This window comes from Amycolatopsis sp. NPDC114478, assembly GCF_055633805.1.
The window spans coordinates 115,564-135,200 of record NZ_JBVKDO010000002.1 but is presented as its reverse complement, the minus strand read 5'-3'; the positions used below and the strand labels follow the sequence as shown (position 1 = coordinate 135,200).

The 19,637-nt window shown below is 72.1% G+C and carries 20 protein-coding genes; 6 read left to right on the top strand and 14 right to left on the bottom strand.

Going from position 1 to position 19,637, the window contains the following annotated elements:
* Window positions 1–11: 11 nt before the first annotated feature.
* Window positions 12–206, bottom strand: a complete 195-nt coding sequence (locus ACZ7OH_RS05265; protein ID WP_400909185.1) for a DUF2630 family protein — start codon at window positions 204–206, stop codon at window positions 12–14.
* Between the two features lie 55 nt (window positions 207–261).
* On the opposite strand from ACZ7OH_RS05265, the gene ACZ7OH_RS05260 reads away from it, so the two are divergent.
* Complete coding sequence (locus ACZ7OH_RS05260; RefSeq protein WP_470279705.1) at window positions 262–1,248, top strand: serine hydrolase domain-containing protein; 987 nt, start codon at window positions 262–264, stop codon at window positions 1,246–1,248.
* 8 nt (window positions 1,249–1,256) lie between these two features.
* Here ACZ7OH_RS05260 and ACZ7OH_RS05255 read toward each other — a convergent pair whose 3' ends face one another.
* On the bottom strand, window positions 1,257–2,135 hold the full coding sequence (locus ACZ7OH_RS05255; RefSeq protein ID WP_470279704.1) for a LysR family transcriptional regulator: 879 nt from the start codon (window positions 2,133–2,135) through the stop codon (window positions 1,257–1,259).
* 81 nt (window positions 2,136–2,216) lie between these two features.
* Here ACZ7OH_RS05255 and ACZ7OH_RS05250 point away from each other — a divergent pair, with 81 nt between their 5' ends.
* Complete coding sequence (locus ACZ7OH_RS05250; protein ID WP_470279703.1) at window positions 2,217–3,512, top strand: type III PLP-dependent enzyme domain-containing protein; 1,296 nt, start codon at window positions 2,217–2,219, stop codon at window positions 3,510–3,512.
* Between the two features lie 40 nt (window positions 3,513–3,552).
* Window positions 3,553–5,046, top strand: coding sequence for an ArnT family glycosyltransferase (locus ACZ7OH_RS05245; protein ID WP_470279702.1), 1,494 nt, complete (start codon window positions 3,553–3,555; stop codon window positions 5,044–5,046).
* Here ACZ7OH_RS05245 and ACZ7OH_RS05240 read toward each other — a convergent pair.
* On the bottom strand, window positions 5,040–5,270 hold the full coding sequence (locus ACZ7OH_RS05240; RefSeq protein WP_470279701.1) for a hypothetical protein: 231 nt from the start codon (window positions 5,268–5,270) through the stop codon (window positions 5,040–5,042). The genes ACZ7OH_RS05245 and ACZ7OH_RS05240 overlap by 7 nt on opposite strands.
* An 18-nt stretch (window positions 5,271–5,288) precedes the next feature.
* Window positions 5,289–7,640 carry an alpha-L-fucosidase gene (locus ACZ7OH_RS05235; RefSeq protein WP_470279700.1) on the bottom strand — a complete coding sequence of 784 codons (2,352 nt, stop codon included), beginning with the start codon at window positions 7,638–7,640 and terminating at the stop codon, window positions 5,289–5,291.
* Window positions 7,641–7,869: 229 nt separating this feature from the next.
* On the opposite strand from ACZ7OH_RS05235, the gene ACZ7OH_RS05230 reads away from it, so the two are divergent.
* Together ACZ7OH_RS05230 and ACZ7OH_RS05225 are read left to right on the top strand one after the other, a co-directional pair.
* Window positions 7,870–8,136: a hypothetical protein gene (locus ACZ7OH_RS05230; RefSeq protein WP_470279699.1), complete on the top strand. Its 267-nt coding sequence runs from the start codon at window positions 7,870–7,872 to the stop codon at window positions 8,134–8,136.
* Between the two features lie 520 nt (window positions 8,137–8,656).
* Complete coding sequence (locus ACZ7OH_RS05225; protein WP_470279698.1) at window positions 8,657–9,877, top strand: SGNH/GDSL hydrolase family protein; 1,221 nt, start codon at window positions 8,657–8,659, stop codon at window positions 9,875–9,877.
* Here ACZ7OH_RS05225 and ACZ7OH_RS05220 read toward each other — a convergent pair.
* The 8 genes from ACZ7OH_RS05220 to ACZ7OH_RS05185 form a co-directional block, all read right to left on the bottom strand.
* Window positions 9,863–11,137, bottom strand: a complete 1,275-nt coding sequence (locus ACZ7OH_RS05220) for an MFS transporter (protein WP_470279697.1) — start codon at window positions 11,135–11,137, stop codon at window positions 9,863–9,865. The genes ACZ7OH_RS05225 and ACZ7OH_RS05220 overlap by 15 nt on opposite strands.
* Window positions 11,134–11,670: a GNAT family N-acetyltransferase gene (locus ACZ7OH_RS05215; RefSeq protein ID WP_400909161.1), complete on the bottom strand. Its 537-nt coding sequence runs from the start codon at window positions 11,668–11,670 to the stop codon at window positions 11,134–11,136. Before ACZ7OH_RS05215 ends, ACZ7OH_RS05220 begins: the two co-directional genes overlap by 4 nt.
* Window positions 11,671–11,725: 55 nt before the next feature.
* Window positions 11,726–12,280 (bottom strand): YbaB/EbfC family nucleoid-associated protein, encoded by a 555-nt coding sequence (locus ACZ7OH_RS05210; protein WP_470279696.1) that lies wholly within the window; start codon window positions 12,278–12,280, stop codon window positions 11,726–11,728.
* Window positions 12,277–12,618 (bottom strand): type VII secretion target, encoded by a 342-nt coding sequence (locus tag ACZ7OH_RS05205; RefSeq protein WP_400909156.1) that lies wholly within the window; start codon window positions 12,616–12,618, stop codon window positions 12,277–12,279. Before ACZ7OH_RS05205 ends, ACZ7OH_RS05210 begins: the two co-directional genes overlap by 4 nt.
* A 4-nt stretch (window positions 12,619–12,622) precedes the next feature.
* On the bottom strand, window positions 12,623–14,641 hold the full coding sequence (locus ACZ7OH_RS05200; RefSeq protein WP_470279695.1) for a hypothetical protein: 2,019 nt from the start codon (window positions 14,639–14,641) through the stop codon (window positions 12,623–12,625).
* A gap of 8 nt (window positions 14,642–14,649) precedes the next feature.
* Window positions 14,650–15,117 (bottom strand): hypothetical protein, encoded by a 468-nt coding sequence (locus ACZ7OH_RS05195; protein WP_470279694.1) that lies wholly within the window; start codon window positions 15,115–15,117, stop codon window positions 14,650–14,652.
* 20 nt (window positions 15,118–15,137) lie between these two features.
* Entirely contained in the window at window positions 15,138–15,980 is an 843-nt protein-coding gene (locus ACZ7OH_RS05190; RefSeq protein WP_470279693.1) for an ESX secretion-associated protein EspG, read from the bottom strand.
* A gap of 151 nt (window positions 15,981–16,131) precedes the next feature.
* The gene (locus tag ACZ7OH_RS05185; protein WP_470279692.1) at window positions 16,132–17,046 is read right to left on the bottom strand and encodes a 2-dehydropantoate 2-reductase; all 915 of its coding nucleotides are present in this window, start codon (window positions 17,044–17,046) and stop codon (window positions 16,132–16,134) included.
* Between the two features lie 142 nt (window positions 17,047–17,188).
* Between ACZ7OH_RS05185 and ACZ7OH_RS05180 the strand changes: the two genes are divergently transcribed.
* Window positions 17,189–17,686: a hypothetical protein gene (locus tag ACZ7OH_RS05180; RefSeq protein WP_470279691.1), complete on the top strand. Its 498-nt coding sequence runs from the start codon at window positions 17,189–17,191 to the stop codon at window positions 17,684–17,686.
* A gap of 5 nt (window positions 17,687–17,691) precedes the next feature.
* On the opposite strand, the gene ACZ7OH_RS05175 is transcribed toward ACZ7OH_RS05180, so the two are convergent.
* Window positions 17,692–18,819 carry a DUF222 domain-containing protein gene (locus ACZ7OH_RS05175; protein WP_470279690.1) on the bottom strand — a complete coding sequence of 376 codons (1,128 nt, stop codon included), beginning with the start codon at window positions 18,817–18,819 and terminating at the stop codon, window positions 17,692–17,694.
* Window positions 18,820–18,901: 82 nt separating this feature from the next.
* On the bottom strand, window positions 18,902–19,594 hold the full coding sequence (locus ACZ7OH_RS05170; RefSeq protein WP_470279689.1) for a flavin reductase family protein: 693 nt from the start codon (window positions 19,592–19,594) through the stop codon (window positions 18,902–18,904).
* Between the last annotated feature and the right edge of the window lie 43 nt (window positions 19,595–19,637).

Below are 19,637 nucleotides of genomic sequence, written 5' to 3'. Positions count from 1 at the left end.
GCACCGCGGCGTCAGTCTTCGTCGAAGACCGAGAGGGCCTGGCGGCGGTGCAGCAGGTCGACGGCCGCGTCGAGCTGCTGTTCGAGGTCTTTGAGCCGCAGCCGCTCCTCCGGGGTCAGCCCGCCGTGGTGAAGGGCGCCCGTGCGGAGGCGGTGCTCCTCGTCGATCAGGTCGGCGATGCGGTCGGTGATTTCGTGGCCTGCCATGGCAAATCCCCTCCTGTCCGCCCGTGAGCATACGCCGCGCGGGTAGCCTCGCTTGGTGATCCACGTCGCGGAACTGGTGCGCGCCCGTGGCGCGCGGGCGAGCCTGTGCGTCCTGCGCGACGGCCGGGTGCTGCTCGACATCGGCCCGCCGGACGCGCTGTACTGGATCTTCTCGGCCAGCAAGCCGTTCGTCGCGCTGCTGGTGCACCAGCTGGCGGTGCGGTCCGAGGTGGACTTGGACGCGCCGGTGGCCCGCTACTGGCCGGAGTTCGCGGGCGGCGGCAAGGGCGCGGTGACGATCCGGCAGGTGCTGCGGCACCGGTCGGGCTTCGCGACAGCCCGCGGGTTCGCCGGCGACGCCCTCACGATGACCGACTGGCCGCGCGCGGTCCGGGCGATCGAGCGCGCGCCGCTGCGCTGGGAGCCCGGTTCGGTGGCGGCGTACCAGCCGCTCGTGTTCGGGCACATCCTGGGCGAGCTGGTCCGGCGGGTGACCGGCACGCCGGTGGAGTCGCTGCTCTCGTCGGAGTTCCTGGTCCCGCTGGGTCTAGCGGACACGTTCCTCGGGCTGCCGTCGTCGCTGTGGTCCCGGCACGTCCCGGTCCGCGGCTACGGCCTGGGCGGGCCGGTGACGGCCCGGGTGGTGAACCGCCGCGCGGTCCGCCGGGCGGTGATCCCGGCGGCGGGCATCTCGACGACGGCCCGCGACCTGGCCCGGTTCTACCAGGCCCTGCTGGACGGTTTCGCGGGAGCGGCGGTCACGGAGGCCCGCCGGCCCTCGGGCGACGCGGTGGTCGACCGCACGATCGGGACGCGCATCCGCTGGGCCCAGGGCTTCCAGCTGGGCGGGGTGGGCCGTCCGATGGGGACGTTGAGCGCGCGGGACACGTTCGGGCACAACGGGAGCAACTGCTGCATAGCGTGGGCCGACCCGGGCCGGCGGCTGGTGTTCGCTTACTTGACCGACCGGCTGGTGTCCGGCCACAGCGCGGCGGCGCACCTGGGCGAGGTCGCGGACGCGGTCCTGAAGGCCTGCGACTGACCGCCGGGCTAACCGCCGCGGGCCAGGTCCACGAAGCTCCGCACCACCGGCGCCGGCGTGCCCGCGCGCCAGGCCAGCCCCAGGTCGATCACCGGCACCGGGTCCGTCAACCGGCGCAAGACCACTCCGCGCCGCTTGAGCCCGCGGGCGCGGTGCTCCGGGACCGCCGCGATGCCCGCCCCCTCGGCGACCGCGCGCATCAGCTGCTCGTCCTCCGGCTCCTCGCGCACGATCGGCGGTACGCCGCCCGGCCACACCTGCGCGCTGATCGCGTCGTACTGCCCCGGCCCGTTCGCGCGGGGCCAGAACACCACCGGCTCGGCGGCGATCCACTCCCGGCGCAGCCGCCCACGCCGCCGGGCCAGCGCGTGCCCCGACGGCACGGCGATCAGCACCTCCTCCGACCCGACCGCCGCCACCTCGATGCCCGGCGCGACCACCGGCGGCCGCACGAAGCCCACGTCGATCTCGCCCGCGGCCAGCCGCGCCAGGTTCAGGCTCGTCCAGCCCGTCTCCAGCGCCAGCTCGACCTCCGGGAAGGCCGCGCGGTACGCCGCCACCAGGTCGCCGGCCAGCGGGCCCGGCGCCGAACGCGTGTACGCGATCCGGAGCCGCCCCGCGTCGCCCCGGCCGGCCGCCACGATCACGCCGCGGGCCCGGTCCAAGCGCGAAAGCAGCTCCCGCGCTTCCGCCGCCGCCACCCGGCCCGCTTCCGTCAGCGCGAACCGCGGCCCCGACCGGTCCAGCAGCGCCACGCCCAGCTCCGCCTCGAACGCCCGGATCTGCTGGCTCAGCGACGGCTGCGAAACGAACAGCCGCGCCGCCGCCCGCGTGAAGTGCATCTCTTCGGCGAGCACGGCGAAGTAGTGCCATCGGCGCAGGTCCACCCAGCCACTATAGGCCCGGCCTATAGATCAAGAGGGACGAAGTCTTGGACCCCTCACGCGGACCGGTCCGAAACTGGGGACGTGAACCGCACCGATCGGAAGCTCCACGCCCTCGCCGCCGCGGCGGACCAAGGCCTTCTCGACCCGCTGGCCGGGTTCATCGACCTCGCCGGGCTCCGCGAAGCCGTCGAAGACCTGACCAAGGCGTTCGCGCCGCTCGGCCGGGTCCAGCACACCGTCGCCGCGAAGGCGTGCGGCCTGGCTCCCGTCCTGCGCTACCTCGCCGACCTCGGGGTCGACGCCGAGGTCGCGAGCCCCGGTGAGACGGCGGTCGCCGAAGCCGCCGGCCTGCGCGGCGCCCGGCTCGTCCTCGACTCCCCCGCCAAGACGACGGCCGAACTCGCGCACGCCCTGGCCGAAGGCACCGCGATCAACGCCGACAACTTCCAGGAACTGGCCCGGCTCGACAGCTTGGTGGACCACCCGCGCTCGGTGCTCGGCCTCCGGATCAACCCCCAGGTCGGCGCCGGCCGGATCGGCGACACCAGCACGGCGACCTCGACGTCGAAGTTCGGCATTCCCCTGCGGGACAACCGGACCGCCATCCTCGACGCCTTCGCGCGGAGGCCGTGGCTGACCCGGCTGCACGTCCACGTCGGCTCGCAGGGCTGCCCGCCGGAGCTGATGGCCGACGGCGTCGCCGCGATCCACGAACTGGCCGAGGAGATCAACGACCGCGTCGGCTACCGGCAGGTCACCAGCCTCGACCTCGGCGGCGGCCTCCCGGTGAACTTCGCCTCCGAGGACCCGGGCCCGACGTACGCCGACTACGTCACGACGCTCCTGGCGAAGGTCCCCGCGCTCGCCGACGGGCACTACACCTTCGTCACCGAGTTCGGCCGGTCCCTGCTGGCGAAGAACGGCTTCCTCGTCAGCACCGTCGAGTACACGAAGGTCTCCGGCGGCCGGCCCATCGCCGTGACCCACGCCGGCGCGCAGGTCGCCGCCCGCACGGTCCTGCAGCCGGAGCACTGGCCGCTGCGGCTCACCGCGCTCGACGCGCACGGCCGCCCGAAGACCGGGCCCGAAGTGCCGCAGGACGTCGCCGGGCCGTTGTGCTTCGCGGGCGACCTCCTGGCGAAGGAGCGGCCGCTGCCGCTGCTCGAGCCCGGCGACCTCGTCGTAGCCCACGACACCGGCGCCTACTACTTCGGCGCGCACTACGCCTACAACACGCTGCCGCGCCCGGCCGTGCACGGCTTCACCGTGAGCGAGCGCGGCGACGTCCGCTTCACGCCGATCCGCCGCGCGCAGTCCCTCGCCGAACTCGTCGCGGACGCGGGCGCCGAATACCTCGGAGCGCTCCCCGAAGCGTGATCGCCGGCGTAGCATCCGGGCACGCCGAGGGGAGACTGCCATGGGGGCCGGTCGAGAACTGCCGCGGTTCGCCGCGGTGCCCGTGGGGATCGTCGTCGCCGTCCAAGCGGTTGTGCTGACCGCGCTGTCCGGCCGCTACGGTTTCCACCGCGACGAGCTGTACTTCGTCGCGGCGGGCCACCGGCCGGACTGGGGTTACGTCGACAACCCGCCGATCACGCCGTGGCTCGCGCGCGCGTCGACGGCGGTGTTCGGCGAAACGCCGTCCGGTCTGCGCGTGGTCGCGACCCTGCTCGGCATGGCGACCGTCGTGGTCGTCGCGCGGATCGCGCGCGAGTTCGGCGGCGGCCGCGGCGCGCAGCTGTTCACGGCGATCGCGACGGCGCTCTCGGCGTACGTCCTGGTGGTGTCGCACATGCTGGCCACCAACTCCGCGGATGTCCTGCTCTGGTCGCTGATCGCGTTGTTCGGCCTGAAGCTCCTGCGCACCGGCGACGGCCGGTGGTGGCTCGCCGTCGGCGCCGCCGCGGGGGTCGGCCTCACGAACAAGTGGCTCGTCCTGGTCCTGCTGTCCGGGCTCGGCATCGGCGTGGCCGTCGCCGGGCCGCGCCGGGTGCTGCGGACGTGGTGGCTCGCCGCCGGCGTCGGGATCGCCGTCGTGCTGGCCGCGCCGGTGGTGGTCTGGCAGGCGTCGCACGGCTGGCCGATGCTCACCGTCGCCGGCGGGATCAGCGAGGACGACGGCGCCGAGAACCGGATCCTGTTCGTGCCGATGCAGCTGGTCCTGCTGTCGCCGATCCTGGTGCCGGTCTGGGTGGCCGGGCTCCTGCGGCCGTGGCGCGATCCGGGACTGCGCTGGGCGCGGGCCCTCGCGATCGCGTACCCGGTGGTCTGCGTCGAGCTCCTGGCTCTGGGCGGGAAGCCGTACTACGCCATCCCACTGCTGCTGCCGCTCGTGGCGCTGGGTGCGGACCCGGCGCTGCGGTGGCTGGCCCGGGGTGGCACAGCCCGGCGGGCGCTGACCGGCGTGGCGGCCGCGGTGTGCGTGGTCGTGTCCGTCCTCACCGGACTCCCGGTGGTGCCGGCATCGGCGTTGAACGGCCCGCTGCTGGCGGTCAACAAGGAACCCGGCGAGCAGGTCGGCTGGCCGGAGTTCGTCGGCACCGTCGCCGGCGCCTGGGAGCGGATCCCGGCCACCGAGCGGGATACCGCGGTGATCGTCGCGGGGAACTACGGGGAGGCGGGCGCGCTCGAGCACTACGGGCCCGCGCTGGGGCTGCCCCAGCCGTACTCGCCGCACATGTCCTACGCGGACTGGGGTCCGCCGCCCGACCGGCTGGTCGGCCCGGTCCTGCTCGTCGGCGGCTTCGAACGCGGCTCACCCGCGTCCCGGCTGATCACCGGCTGCCGGGTGGTCGCCAAGCACCACACCGCCGGCGGCGTGGACAACGACGAGAACGGCACCCCGGTTTCGTTGTGCACGCTGACCGAGCCGTGGTCGACGGCGTGGCCGCTGCTGCGCCAGTACTACTGAACGGCCCGATCGTCGAGGGGAAGCTGATCCTCGTCATGCACAACCACGTCGTGGAGCCGATGTCCCACGGCCGGCTGCGCCTGGTCGCGCCGATGACTGTCGGACATCTTCCACCACACCGCGGCCACGGGCGAAAACCCGTTCGCGGCGCGCATCGCGGAGGCCCGGATGCGCCGCCTGGTGGGTTCGCCCGCGGCCGCGGCGGCGTTCGCGGAGCTGTACATCGGCAAGAACGCCGACCGCTAGCTCCAGGTGATCTTGAACACCCACGCGTAGCGGCCCGCCTGCCGGGCCGCGGCCGGGACGTCGATCACCAGCGAGCCGTTTTCGACGGTCCAGTGCAGGTTCCCGCGGTAGCCGAGGAGCGTCACGCGGTCCCCGGCCCGGATCGGCACCGGCGCGTCGACCACCAGCCTGCTGCCCGGCGCCGCCAGCGAGTGCACGTAGAAGGCCTCGTTCTGCTTGACCGTGAACCGCAGGTCGCCGAGCTGGGCCATCCGCGACCAGTACGTCGTGCCGTAAATGGCTTCGCCGTTGACCTTCAGCCACGCGCCCGCGTCACGCAGGTGCTTCTGCATGACGTCCGGGATCGTGCCGTCGAAGTCCGGGCCGATGTCGAGCAGGAAGTTGCCGTTCTTCGACACGATGTCGACGAGCGTCCGGACGACCTCCTCCGCCGTCATGTACCGGTCGTCGGGGGTCGCGCGGTTGTAGCCGTAGGAGAACGGGTCGAGACCGCGGCTGGCCTCCCACTTCGCCACCACGGTGTTCGGGTACGTCGTGTACTCCGGCGTGGTGAAGTCGTGGTCGGGGATGCCGCCGCGGTCGTTGTAGGTGACGTCCTTGGGGCGCTTGCGGTTCTTGGCGTGGTTGAAGTACTCGGTGAGCACGGTCCGGCTGTCGTTTACGCCACCGATGTCGAACCACAGGACGTCCGGGTCGAACTCCGAGATCAGCTCCAGCACCTGCGGGGCCTGGTAGTCGCGGACGAAGTCCTTGCCCGCGGTGTACCCGGTGTAGGGCAGCGGCGCGCCGGTGTACGGGTTGCGCGGCGCGTGCCCCATCCACGGGTTGTCCGGGTTGAACCACTCCGGCAGCGAGAAGTACAGACCGTTGCGCAGCTGGGGCGTGTACTTGCGGGACGCCGTGAACAGCTCGTCGATGATGTTCCGCTTCGGGCCGAGCTTGACGGAGTTGCGGTCGCTGACCTTGGTGTCCCACAACGCGAAGCCGTCGTGGTGCTTGGAGGTCAAGACGTAGTACTCGGCGCCGGCGTCCGCGATGAGCTTCAGCCACGTGCGCGGATCGAACTTCGCCGCGGTGAACCGCGGGATGAAGTCGTCGTAGGCGAAGTTCTCGCCGTACTTCTCGCGGTGGTAGGCGTAGGTCGCGCCGTTGGGGTCCTGCTGGTTCTGCCAGTACCACTCCGCGTACTGCTGGCCGACGGGTGCCCACGCGGGCACGGCGTAGACGCCCCAGTGGATGAAGATGCCGAACTTGCTGTCGTTGAACCAGTAAGGCGCACGGTGCGTCGAGAGCGACGCGTCCGTAGGCCGGAAGTCCGGGACGCCGAGGGTGATCGGGACCTGCTGGGTGGCGAGGGTCCCGCGGCCGGCCGTGACGCGGACCTGGCCGGTCGTCGTGGTTCCCGGCGGCACGGACGCGTTCGGCGCGATCCCGAGCCGGACGGTCGCCTGCTCCCCCGGCGCCAGCGCGCGGATCGCCGCGGGCACGGTCGTCCGGCCACCGGGGACGTCCACGGTGACGGCGACCTTGTCCCCGGCCCCGAGCCACACGGTGCCGGCGTTGACGATCGTCGCCTCGGCGGCCTGCGGACCGCCGTCGGAGAGCAGGTTCACCGTCGAGCGGCTGTCGAGGACCAGCGCCGAGCGGCCCACGGCCACCGGCTGGAGGGTGAGCGCGAAGACGTGCAGGCTGGACACGTTCGGCGCCGGATTCGCGGTGGTGGGCAAGGTCAGGGCGACGGCGTCGCGGGCCGGGTCGACCCAGACCTGGCCGGTGGCCAGGGAAACCGGGTTGTTGTCGACGACTCCGCCGGGTGCGTAGCGGAACGGCGAGACCAGCGCGCCGGAGCCGGTGTACCAGTCGGGACCGGAGAGGGAACCGGTGCTCGTGCTGCCGTCGGCGTAGTGCACGGTGGCCGTGCCGCCGGTGGTGCCGTAGCTGGCCGCGACCAGGAAGTAGGCGACGAAGTAGCGGCCTTTCGGCAGGTCGATCTTCTGGCCGGTGGCGGCGATGTTGTTCTTCGCGCCGGCGGCCGCGGAGCCGAGCGTGAACGGGACCCCGCCGACGGTGGCGGTCTGCCCGGCGGGCAGGTGCTCGGCCGGGAAGGTGTAGCCGGAGCCGTCGAAGTCGCCGCCGGTGGCCGAGGCGCTGTCGATGCCGTCGTTGGTGAACCAGGCGTCGAGCGCGACGGGGACGGGCGCCGGGGGCGGGACGATCGGGGTGCCGGGGCTGTCCGGCGCGGCGTCCACGGGCACGGCGGCACCGGCCGGGGTGAGGCCGGCCGCGCCGAGGGCGACGGCGCCACCGAGCGCGATGCCGAGGGCTTGCCGGCGGGGGAAGGTCGTCACTGAACCTCCAGGGATCGGATGACTACGGCGGAAGGACGGCAGAGTTCGACCTTTGGTGGCCGATCTGCCGTTGGCGGAGCTGATTCATCCGATGACTGACCCTGCTCGCTGGCCCTGCCGGTGTCAAGAGGCGATCGAAGTGAACCTCGCTCACGCCCGGCGCGTAGTCATCGGTGAGAGCTGCAGCGCTCGCCGTCAGAACCCAGCCGCGCACCGAAAGGCCAGACCGATGTCCCCCTACCCGAACGCGCTGAGCCGCCGCGCGATCGCCATGCTCAAGGCGGTCGGCGACGGGCGCGCCGAGCTCCGCTGCAGCTGTGAACCCGACCTCCGCGTCGACGGGCTGTCGTGCTGCGACCAGAACACCGCCCACGACCTGGCGCGCGCCGGGCTGATCCGCGCGGTGGGCAAGCCGAAGCCGGGCCAGTGGGCACCGGCCGAACTGACCGACGCCGGACACCGCGCGTTGGGTGGCGGTTTTCCCGCTGCCGCTTGAGGTTCCGCCCGGATGGCCCGGCTTCCGAGCCGGGCCATCGGCATGCCCGGGGTTAGCTTTCGCGGCCGCCGGCCAGCTGCTTCGCGGCGAAGCCCGGCGCTCCGCGCGGCGTCGGCGATTCCGGCTGCCGCCGACCACACCGAGGCGCCGCCCGGCACTCCACAGCCTGCCGGCGCACTCCCCATCCCGTCGCCGACCTGCGTGCACCGCGATTCGCGGCCAAATCGCCCCTCCCGCTGAACCGCCGCGCACCACCGGCCGTGCTCTGGGTGAGGGCGTCTCGCACACGCCCTCCGGAGTCGCCATGACGCAACGATCCGGGCCAGCCTCCGCCCGATCGGGACCGGGCACTCCGGCGAGCGGCCGTCGCGGCAACGGCCTCCTCGCGCGGGCCCGTCCGGCATCCCCAGAATCCCGGACGGGCCCGCCCCCGGCTTCCCCGATACTGTCCGGGATCTTGTCCGGTTCGCTCACCTGATCAGCGGTCCCTGGCCCGGAGCAGCCGCGCCACTGTGAGTGGATGCGACGCTTCCTGGCCGTGAGCGCGGCCGTCCTGGCGGGGTTCGGCATTCTCACGACGTCCGGCGGCGCCAATCCGGAAAGCGCTATCCCGGCCACCGCGGAACACGCCGTGAACGGCTGGGTCGGCACCTGGGCCGCCGCGCCCGCGGCCGCCGTGGCCAACACGCCGGACGGCTACCCCGGCTTCTCGATCCGCAACGTCGTGCACAGCAGCGCCGGCGGCGGCCGGGCGCGCGTCCACCTCTCCAACGCCTTCGGCGCCGCTCCCCTGACCTTCGGGCACGTCACCATCGCCGTGCAGGCCACCGGCCCGGACGCCGTGCCCGGCACCCTGCGGTCGCTGACCTTCGGCGGCGCGCCGAGCGTCGTCGTCCCCGCCGGCGCCGAAGCCTTGAGCGACCCCGTGGACGCCCGGATCCCGGCCGACGCCAACCTGCTCGTCACGACGTACGTGCCCACGAAGTCCGGCCCGGTCACCTACCACCCGGCCGCGTCGCAGACGTCGTACTTCACCCGCGCGGGCGACTTCGCCGGCAGCGAGGCGGGCGCGCCCTACACCGAGCAGACGTCCGTCTGGCACTACGTTTCCGGCGTCGACGTCCAAGGCGGCGCCGACGCCTCGATCGTGACGCTCGGCGATTCGATCACCGACGGCGTCGGCTCGGTCGCCGGCGCCAACCACCGCTGGCCCGACTACCTCGCCGACCGGCTGCACGGCCGCTTCGGCGTCCTCAACGCCGGCATCAGCGCCAACCGGCTGCTGCTCGACGTGCCCGGGTCCGGCGCCGGCCAGAACGCGTTGTCCCGCTTCGACCGCGACGTGCTGAGCGTCGGCGGCGTCCGGACGCTGATCGTGCTGGAAGGCATCAACGACATCCAGCAGGACCCGCACCAGACCGACCCGAACGCGATCACCTCGGCCTACCGCCAGCTGGTGACGCAGGCGCACGCGCGCGGCATCCGCGTCCTCGGCGGCACGCTCACGCCGTTCAAGGGCTGGCAGGTCTACGACGCCACCCTCGAAGCGACCCGCACCGCGGTGAACACCTTCATCCGCACCAGCGGCGTCTTCGACGGCGTCGTCGACTTCGACGCCGCCGTCCGCGACCCGGCCGACCCGCTGCGGATGCTGCCCGCCTACGACTCCGGCGACCACCTCCACCCGGGTGACGCGGGCTACGAGCGGATGGCGGCCGCGGTCCGGCTAGACCGGCTCTGAGCGCGGGATGAACAGCACCGCCACCAGGCTCAGCAGCGCCACCGCCACCAGGTAGAGCGACACCGAAAGCGAAGTCCCGGTGGACGTCTGCAGCGCCGTCGCGATCAGCGGCGCGAACCCGCCGCCCAGCACCGCGCCCACGGCGTAGGAGAACGACGCGCCGCTGTAGCGGTACCGCGGTTCGAACAGCTCCGCGAACAACGCCGACTGCGGCCCGTAGGTCGCGCCCAGCCCGACGTTCAGCACCACGACCGCGACGATCAGCGAGACCGTCGCTTTCGTGTCCACCAGCAGGAAGAACGGGATCGGCCAGACGACCAGCAGCACCGATCCCGCCAGGTACACCGGTTTCCGGCCGACGCGGTCCGACCACGCCGCCGTGACGAGGATGCTCACCAGCCACGTCACGCTGCCGACGATGACCACGATCAGCAACGTCGTCCGGTTGATCTTCAGCACCGAAGTGCCGTAGGAAAGCAAGTACGCCAGGAAGATGTAGCCGATCGCGGTGTTGGCGATGAAGCTGCCCGACGCCACCAGCAGCGCCCGCGGCCGTTCGCGCAGGACTTCGACCATCGGCCGGCTGCTGCGCAGCTCTTCCTGCTCCAGCCGCGCGAACACCGGCGACTCCTCGATCCGCAGCCGGATCACCAGCCCGACGCCGACCAGCACGATGCTCGCCAGGAACGGCACCCGCCAGCCCCACGACGCGAACTGCGCGTCGGTCAGGGACCGGCCGAGGATGAAGAACAGCAGCTGCGCCAGGATCAGCCCGGCCGGGACGCCGATCTGCGAGAACGCGCCGTACTGCCCGCGCCGCCCCTCCGGCGCGTGTTCGACGGCCATCAGCGCCGCGCCGCCCCACTCGCCGCCCGCGCTCAACCCCTGCAGCAGGCGCAGGACGAGCAGCAGGATCGGCGCCCAGACACCGATCGAGGAGTAGGTCGGCAGCAGGCCGACCCCGACCGTCGCGAAGCCCATCAGGAGCAGCGACAGCACCAGCATCGCCTTGCGGCCCACGCGGTCGCCGAAGTGGCCCCACAAGATCCCGCCGACCGGGCGGGCCAGGAACCCGACGCCAAGCGTCGCGAACGCGGCCAGCGTGCCGGACGCGGGCGAGAGCGTCGTGAAGAAGAGCTTGCCGAACACGAGCGCCGTCGCCGTGCTGTAGATGAAGTAGTCGTACCACTCGATGGTGGTCCCGATCGCGCTCGCCACGGCCACCCGCCGCAGCTGTCTTGCCGCGACCGGGGTGCTCACGAGCCGGCCAGCGCGGGGACGAGGTCTTCGGCCAGCAGGTCCATCAGCAGCCCGTCGTGCCAGCTGCCGTCCGGGCCGCGCTCGTACGCGCGCATCCGGCCGACCGGCTGGAAGCCCAGCGACTGGTACAGCTGGATCGCAGACTTGTTGTCCGCCGCGGGGTCGATCACCAGCCGGTGGTGCCCGCGCACGGTGAACAAGTGCTCGGCCAGCGTCCGGATCGCATCCGTTCCGAGGCCGCGGCCCTGCCAGTCCGGGTGCACCGCGATGTCGATCCCGGCGTGCCGGTACTGCGGGTCGGCCTCCTCGAAGGCCAGTTCGATGCCCACGACGACGTCATCGTGCTCGATGGCGTAGGTCGTGGTGCCCTCGTCGGGGTCGAGCAGGTAGGACACTTGGTCGGCCACCGGCTCTTCGGCGTCCGCCCACCAGCGGGCGATGTCCGGGTGCGACAGGATCTCCTCGAACCGGGCGGCGTCCGCGGCTGCGGCAGGGCGCAGGCGGACGCGGCTTCCGGGGATCAGGCCGGTCATCGGCTCAGTGTCGACCCCGGAAGCCGTCCTTGTCGAGCCGTCGTTCAGACGCTCGTCACCAGGGGTTGTTGTCCTGCTCGTCCGGATCGCCCGCGGTCCGGCGGCGCGGCGGCGTCGCCGGCCCCGAGGACGCCGGTGGCGTCGCGGCGCCACCGGACGGCGACGGCGGGGCGGGCGGCGGGTCGGTGGGCGGCTGCTCGTCGGGTTCGTCCGGGTCGGGGAACCGGCCGCGGAGGTTGTCCAGCAGCAACGTCCGGGTCTCGCGGTCCTCGTCGCCGAGCTGCTCGGACATTACCCCGGCCACCTTCTCGGCGATGCCGGACTGCGCCCGCCGCATGGTGGTCAGGATGGCCCGGGACAGCTCGTCCAGCGGGAACGACTTGACCTTGTTGCTGAACGTCAGGTCGGTGACCGTGCCGTCCGCGCCGACGGTGACGCTGACGGCGCCGTCGCTGCTGGTCGCGGTCAGCCGGAGCCGCTCGGTCTCCTCCTGCGCCGCCTGGTAGCGCTGCGCCTTCGCCGCGAACCCGGCCGCCCAGTCGTCCATCCGGCGGATCGCCTCGTCCGGGTCCTGGATCAGGTCGCCCAGGCCGTTGTTCGGGGAAGTCATGCCTGCCTCGCCTCCGCCGTGCGTGGCGACGCGGCGAGCTGCCGCTCGAACGGCTGCGCGTTGCCCTCTTCGCCGTCGCGGTAGGACTGCGCGGCCGTCTTGACGTTGTCCACGAGCCCGCGGACGCCTTCCGCCGACGCGCCGAGCGCTTCCTTCGCCTTCTCCCCCGTCGGCCGGATGATCGGCGGCAGGAACGCGCACAGCAGCCCGTAGGCGTGGTCCGACATCGCCGAGTCGGCCGCGGAGGACGCCGTGTCGAGCCGGTCGATCAGGCTCTCGACGTGGCTCGCGTGCGCGACCAGCTCATCCGGTTCGACCTCGAAGCCCGCGGCGGTCATGCGTTCACTTCCAATCCTGGTTCTTCCAGTCGCCGATCACCGGCGGCGCCACCGCCTGCTCGCCCGCGAAGAAGTTCGGGTCGTCGCTTTCGAGGTAGTCGGCGGCCTTGTGTTCCTTGTCGTCTTCCTTCTTGCCGCCACGGCCGGCACCCATGCCGCCCATGCCCGGGCTGCCCGCCGCGCCGGCCTTGCCGCCCGCCATGCCCGCGTTGCGCGCCGCCGCCGCTTCGGCCTCGGCGGCCGCGCCGGACGCGGCACCGCCGCCCAGGCTGCCCGCACCCGTGCCGCGCACGCTACCGCCGACGCCGCCACCGGCACCCGCGCCACCGCCGCCGATCCCGCCGAGCGAGCCACCGCCGGAGCCGCCGCCGATGCCGCCGAGGCGGCTCGCGATGCTTTCGCCGTTGATCCCGCCGCCGCGCCCGATGGTCGGCATCTTGCCGCCGCCCGGGATGCCGCCACCGGGGATACCGCCGGGGCCGGGGCCGGTGGGCAGGCCGGTGATCGGGTCGATGCCGGGCGGGGTGAACCCGGGGATCGGGCTGCCGCCGCGGACGCCGCCGCCACCGCCACCGCCCGAGACGTCCGGGATGTTCGGGATCGACGGCGGCGTGTAGCCGCCGCTGCCGCCGGTGCTCCCGCCGATCCCGGACGGGGTGAAGCCGGACGACGTCGTCGAGTCGCCGGAGCCCGGCACCGACGAGCCGGGGATGCCGGAACCGGTGAAGCTGCCGCCGGGGATTTCGGGGATGCCGGCTCCCGAGAAGCCCGGGCCACCCGCGCCGCCGCCACCGCTCGCGGCCGGGATGCCGGCCCCGGAGAAGCCCGAGCCGCCGGCGCCGCCACCGGGGATGCCGCTCCCACCGCCGGGAATGCCACTGCCGCTGCCGCCACCGGGGATGCCGCTGCCGGAGAAGCCCGACCCTTCGCCGCCGGGGCCGCCGCCCGGGATACCCGCGCCGCCGAAGGAGCCGCTGCCCCCGGCACCGCTGCCGCCGGGGCCACCCGTGCCGTCGAGCCCGGCGGCGTTGAGGCCGGCCGGGGTCCGGCCCGCGGCCGTGGGGTCGAGCGCCGGGTCCATCGCCGTGCGCGCCATCAGCGGCTGGGCACCGCTCGTGCCCGCGCCGCCGGCCGCGGTGCCCTGCCGCGGCGCCGTCGCGGTGGCGGTCGGGAGCTTCGGCGGGGCCGGGAACCGCGGCGTCGCGACCGCGGCGCCGATGGTCTCGTCGTACTGCGTCATGATCTGCGCGGCGTGCTCCCGCGCGGCCTGCTGCGCGCGGTAGGTCTGCATCGCCTCGCCGGCCGCCGCGGCGTACTGCACCGGGTCGGTCATCGACATCAGCTTCTGGTTGGTGCTCTGCAGGTCGAACTGCACCGGCGGGTTCGCGACCATCTGCCGCTGGGTCTCGTTCAGCGCCTGGGAGTGGATCTCCTGCTGGCGCCCGGCGAGCGTCGCGCCCTGCGCGGTCGAGCCGAGCCACTTGCCGACGCCGGCGAGGTGCTCGCGGACGGCGTCACCGGCGTCACCCTGCCAGTTGTTCGTGCTCGCGTTGATCGCGTCGGCCAGCGTCTTCTGGTGCGTGCCGAGGTCGTTGCCGACCGCCACCCACTCCTCCGACGTCTCCGCGACGGTCGCCGGGTTGGCGTCCTGCGTGATGGCGTCGTTCATCTGCTCGTGGCTGGCGTTGGCCCACAACGTCTTCGGGGCGCCGCCGTTCTCGCGCATGGCGAGGCCCTCGTCGAGGCCGTGCTTGGCGTCGTCGAGGTGCTGCTGGTAGAGCTCCTGGATCTTCTTGTCGCGCAGCACCGGGTCGACGGCCGGGCCGAGCCAGCCGGCCCGGATCTCGTCGTCGATCTCCCTGGTGGCCATCTCGCGGATCTCGTCGCCCGAGGGCGAGTTGTCCGTTTTCAGCGGTCCGACGTAGTACTTCGACGACGAATCGGCCGTCACGTCGTAGAGCGGACTGCGCGGGTTGTAGTCCGGGGACGACGGGTCCGAGACGGACTCGGCGGTGGCTGCCACGGTCTCCCTCAGCTCTGGTCGGCGGTCGGGAGCGAGGTCAGCGTCGCGCGCGTGGTCTCTTCCCGGGTCTTGTAGTTCTTCTTGGCCAGCTTGATGGCCTCGATGTAGGTGGGGAACTCCTGACGGGCCGCCTGCAGCTGCGTGACCAGGCCGTGCTCGTCGGCGGCGGTGCTCACCATGTGCGCGGACACCCACTGGCCGGTCGCGGTCCGGCTCATCGCCGGCGCGTCGTGCAGGCGCTGCAGGTTCGCCCAGCGCTGCTCGAGCGACTCGAGCACGCCTTCCAGGGCCTCGATCAGCTGGTTGCCCGTGGTGTCGTCGATGGCGAAGCCGCCGGACTGCGCGAGCCGCTTCAGCTGGGCGCCGGCGAGCCCGACGCGGACCGCGGCCATCGCCTTCTGCGCGGGTTCGGTCGCGGTCTGCATCTGCGCCGTCGCCTGGAGAGCCTGGGCAACCGCCGCGGTCTCTTCCGTCATCTGGCCTGTTCCCTTTCCGGTCAGTACACCGCGGCGATGGCGTCGCGGATCGCGCGGGCGAGGTCGGCCCGCCCGGCCGGTACGTACTCGGCTGTCAGTTCGCCGGCCTCGCCGGTCGTGGTGTGCACCAGGTAGCGGCCGTCGGCGGTGTCCAGCCAGCTCAGCGGGTCGCCGGAGAGCCGCTCACCGCGCCTGCTCTGGGCCGTGACGGCGATGTGGCCGCCGCCGAGCCGCGGTTCGGCGAGCACCCGCTCGAGCACGGCGACGTCTGAGGGCTTCGCCGCCGGCGGCCGGCGGCCCGGCCGCACCACGGCCTTGACCTCGATCATGCCGAAGGCGTCGGTCTCTTCTTCGTCGAATTCGGCGTCCGCGATCCGCTTCGCCGTCATGGCCGAGACCTCGCGCCCCGCCGCGCGGTGCACGACGTGCTTGCCGGTGGTCGCGGCCGGGGCGGGCGGCAGGACGCCGGTGACGACCTCGACCAGCTCCTCGTCGGCGAACAGCGAGAACAGCAGCTCGTCGGTGTCCGGGGCCTGGGTGACGCCGAGCGCCTGGGCGCCGTCGGTGACCACGAGCACGGCGACGTCGGCGCCGAGGCCGTCGATCCCGCTGACCGCAACCGAAACGCGTGGCTCGGCCAGCAGCTCGAACGCCGTCCGCACACCCGGGTGCAGTTCGCCCGACACCGAAAGCCGTCGCTCCTCGAGCGCGTCGTACACCTGGCGCGCGACCCGCACGAACCGCACCGGGTCCGCCGGGAGGTTGCCCGCGCGCAACGGGTAGCGCCGGATGTCGCCGCCGGTCGCCTGACCGACGACGAGGGCTTCGACGACCCCGAGGACGAACTCGAACCTGTCCGCCATTTCCCCTCGCTGCATTCGTTCGTCAAACCCTCAAGCAACCTTCCTGCCGAAGGTTAGCAGTGCGCGGGAACCCCGCGTCGGCGCCGCCACGCGGGTGCCCGAAAGACCACGATCCCCGGCCTGCGCGGGCAAAGCGCGCTGGGTGATCACGTCACCCGATGCGGTGCTGGTGAACGCGCAGCTGGAGGGTGACAAGATCGAGTAGCGGCGTCGCAACGCCCAGCTCACGGGCACGCGAGGTGAGGTCGCCGAAGATCTGCTCCCCCTCGACCGGGTGACCGCCGAGCAGGTCGCGGTACAGCGAAGATCCCCCCATCGCGGGGTCGGTCACGGTCTTGCGGGTGGCCGCGAGGTCCGCGGCGGGCACGGGGTACCCGGCGGCCGCGGCGACGGCGGCGGCTTCGGCCACGACGGCTTCGGCGAACTCCACGCCCCCGGGGACGGCCACGACGTCGCCGATGGTGCCGCGCATCAGGGTGTTGACCGCGCCGATCGCGGCGATGAACACCCACTTCGCCCACATCGACTCGGTGATCCGCGCGTCGAGGGCGGCGGCGAACCCGGCGTTCGTCAGGGCGGCGTCGACGTCGGCGAGCTTCCCGGGAGCGGGTTCGGTGCGGGCCCCGTAGGCCAGGCTCTGCAGCGGGCCGAGCCGCCGGATGGCGCCGTCGTCGTCGATGGTGGTCTGCACCTTGGCGACGCCGCCGAGCACGGCGTCCGGGCCGAAGCGCTTGTCGAGGACGTCGACGTGGGCGAGCCCGTTGAGGAACGGCAGGATCAGCGTGCCGGGGCCGACGGCCGGGGCGAAATCGTCGATGGCCGCGGCCAAGCCGGTCGCCTTGACGGCGACCAGCACGAGGTCGTAGGTCCGGTCGAGCGAGCCGGTCTCGACGAGCGCCGGCTCGAGGACGGTGTCTTCCCCCAGGCCGACGATCCGCAGCCCGCGTTCCCGGAGCAGCTCCGCGCGGGCCGGCCGGACGAGGAAGGTGACGTCCCGGCCCGCTTGCAGAAGCCGTCCGCCGAAGTACCCACCGGTCGCGCCGGCGCCCACCACGAGAATGTCCACAATCCGACGCTACGCCTGCCGCGCGGGTGTCCCAGCGAGTGGGCGGACCACAGCGTTTCCACAGCAAGACACAGCGAAACGACAGGTCATCGGGGGTGCACCGAGGTGGGCAACGCGGTGTCGGCGGCGTCGCGCGGAACGAGTGTCGGATTCGTCCTACGACCGCGAGTCGGACAAGCAGCTGGCCGCGCTGGACGCGGAAAGCCCGTATTGCACGGCCCTGACGGACATGCTGGAGGGCAGCAACGACGCGATCACCTCATCGTTCTGGGAGCGCAACGGCGGCAACGCGATAGTGACCCGCACGGCGACGCTGATCGGGCTGCCGCACACGACGCCACCGGCGGACCCGACGCAGTGGGGAATGGCGAAGACGAGCGCGTCGGACGTGGTGGCACCGTTGTTGGCGGCATTGGCTGAGGCCCGCAACCCGGCGGACGACGGGTGGGACCAGTACTTCGGGATCCCGGATGGGCTGCCGGGGAGGTCTTGGCAGATCAAGCAGGGGTGGATGATCTTGCGCAATGCGTTGGTACTGAACACGACTGGGGTGGTCAGTGGGCGGTACGTGGTGGTGTTGCTGACGCAGCAGCCGGCGGCGAGTTCGGCAAAGGGTCGGGCGGCGGTAACGGCAAGTTGACACCCCTACTGACCCAACTCGACGCGACGTGACTTGGCGGGGAGGGCCATTGCATGAGCGGCTCCAGGCGAGCCATGCAGCCAAGGCGGGTTGACTCCGGAAATCTCGGAGCCGAAGGCATGCGCAGGATTGGCCAGCCAGGGCGGATGACTCGCAGTCGGCAGGCACGGCAGCGATCGACGCGGATTCAGGTCTGCACGCGCTTCGAGGGAACGAGCGAAGCCCCACACGACCGGCCGCACACAACTGGTGGCCGACGGCGGTGCGCCGCGCGCTCGGACCCGGAGGACTGGGCCCGGCTCCTGCGGACGATCGACGAGGTCGGCGGCTTCCTCCGGTGCGCTACTGACAGCGGAAGATTGATGCGGAGCCGCAGCGGCTCGAAAAGCGCAAGCGCTGAGGGCGCAGGTGTTTAGGGCGCGGCTGTCGGGGTGCGCGCGTGGGTCTGGGCCCGGAGCCGGTGACTGCGGGCCTTTCCCGTCGCCGTAGCGTTCCTGCGGGGACCGGTGGTCGCCGCCCTCCTCGGAACCTGTGCGGCGTTCGGCTAGGGCGTCGAGGAGCGCGCTGGCTCGGGTTCCCGTCTCGTCGTCGAAACGGCCGTGCAGCTCCCATACCCCGGTTCTTTTGCGGCGCGAGGACAGTTCGCGGCTGGGGACCGCCGGTTCGGTGGTGTCTGGTTCGGCGCCGTCGGGGTCCAGGTGCGCCACGATGCGGGCTCCCAGCGCGGCGACCAGTTTGTGGCCTGCGCCTTCGGCCAGGGCCAGCAGGTGCTGCTCGCGATGCTCCGGGGGGATCTGCGTGAGCGCGCCGACGATGGTGTCGATCATCGGGTTGCGCAGGCGGCCCTCGGCCGCGACGGCAGCCGTGGAGGGAGCCAGCGCTGCGGTGCTGTCGGGGTGCAGGGCGCGGGCTCGTTTGACCACCGTCTCCACCGCCGACTTCGGGATGTCCGCCAAGTGCTCGAGAAGACGGGCCACCGAGCGGTAACCGAAGAGTTCCATCACCCCGCGGGACTCGATTGCCACCAGCAGCGCACCGATCTCGGCCTCGGCGCTACGCACGACGGTGAGCAGGGTGGAGATGCGATCGGCCAAGGCCATCGCATCCGTCTTCCACACCGCTTCCGTTGCCATACAACAAGGTTACCCGACTTCGAACGCGCCATCATTACACGTACGGGTGCCGAACAGAGCCCGGCAGCCGTATCAGTAAAACTCAACCACGAGACCCGACAACCCAACGAGCCCGTTCGATATCAGGCCCCCGATACAACCGCTCGGGAATTCGGGCCAACGTAGAAGGATGAACCTGCAGACCAAGACCATAAAGCTTCTGAAAACTCATGATCAACGGCCGCCAGGCATCCGGATCGATGTGATCGGGACTACCAGGAACCCGGATCGAGTCATGCACGAAAACCCGCTGAACCCGAACCTCGACAGCCACAATCCCCCCACGCTGAGCAGGATCCTCCTCAGCAACCGGATGCACAGCCTCGACAACGGCCTCCATGGCAACCGGACACTCGGCCACCCGAGGCGGCGAAACGGTTTCGGACGGAACAGCAGTCAACCCGGCACAGGAAAACTTGTCCGCGACATGGAAATACCCCCGCTTCACCTTCCCCGCCGGAACAGGATCGGAACCGGTGGTCAACGCCAGCCGATCCACCGCGGCGGCCAGCGCATCCGAAGGCAGGTTCAGTACGCACTCGCGCGTACGCAACAGGTTCTGGGTGGTCTTGGACCGCGCACCGAGCCCGAGCACGGCGCGCCACCCGAGCCAGAAAGCCGATGACATCGGCGCGAGGTTGGCCGAACCGTCCTCGTTGTCACTGGATATCAGCACGACCGGCGTGCCGAAATAGAGGATGCCGGGCTCGATGGGCGTGTGCGTAGAAGTCTTCACGCCCTCGATCCTGCCCAACGCACAAATGCCAAGCTGGCGGGAA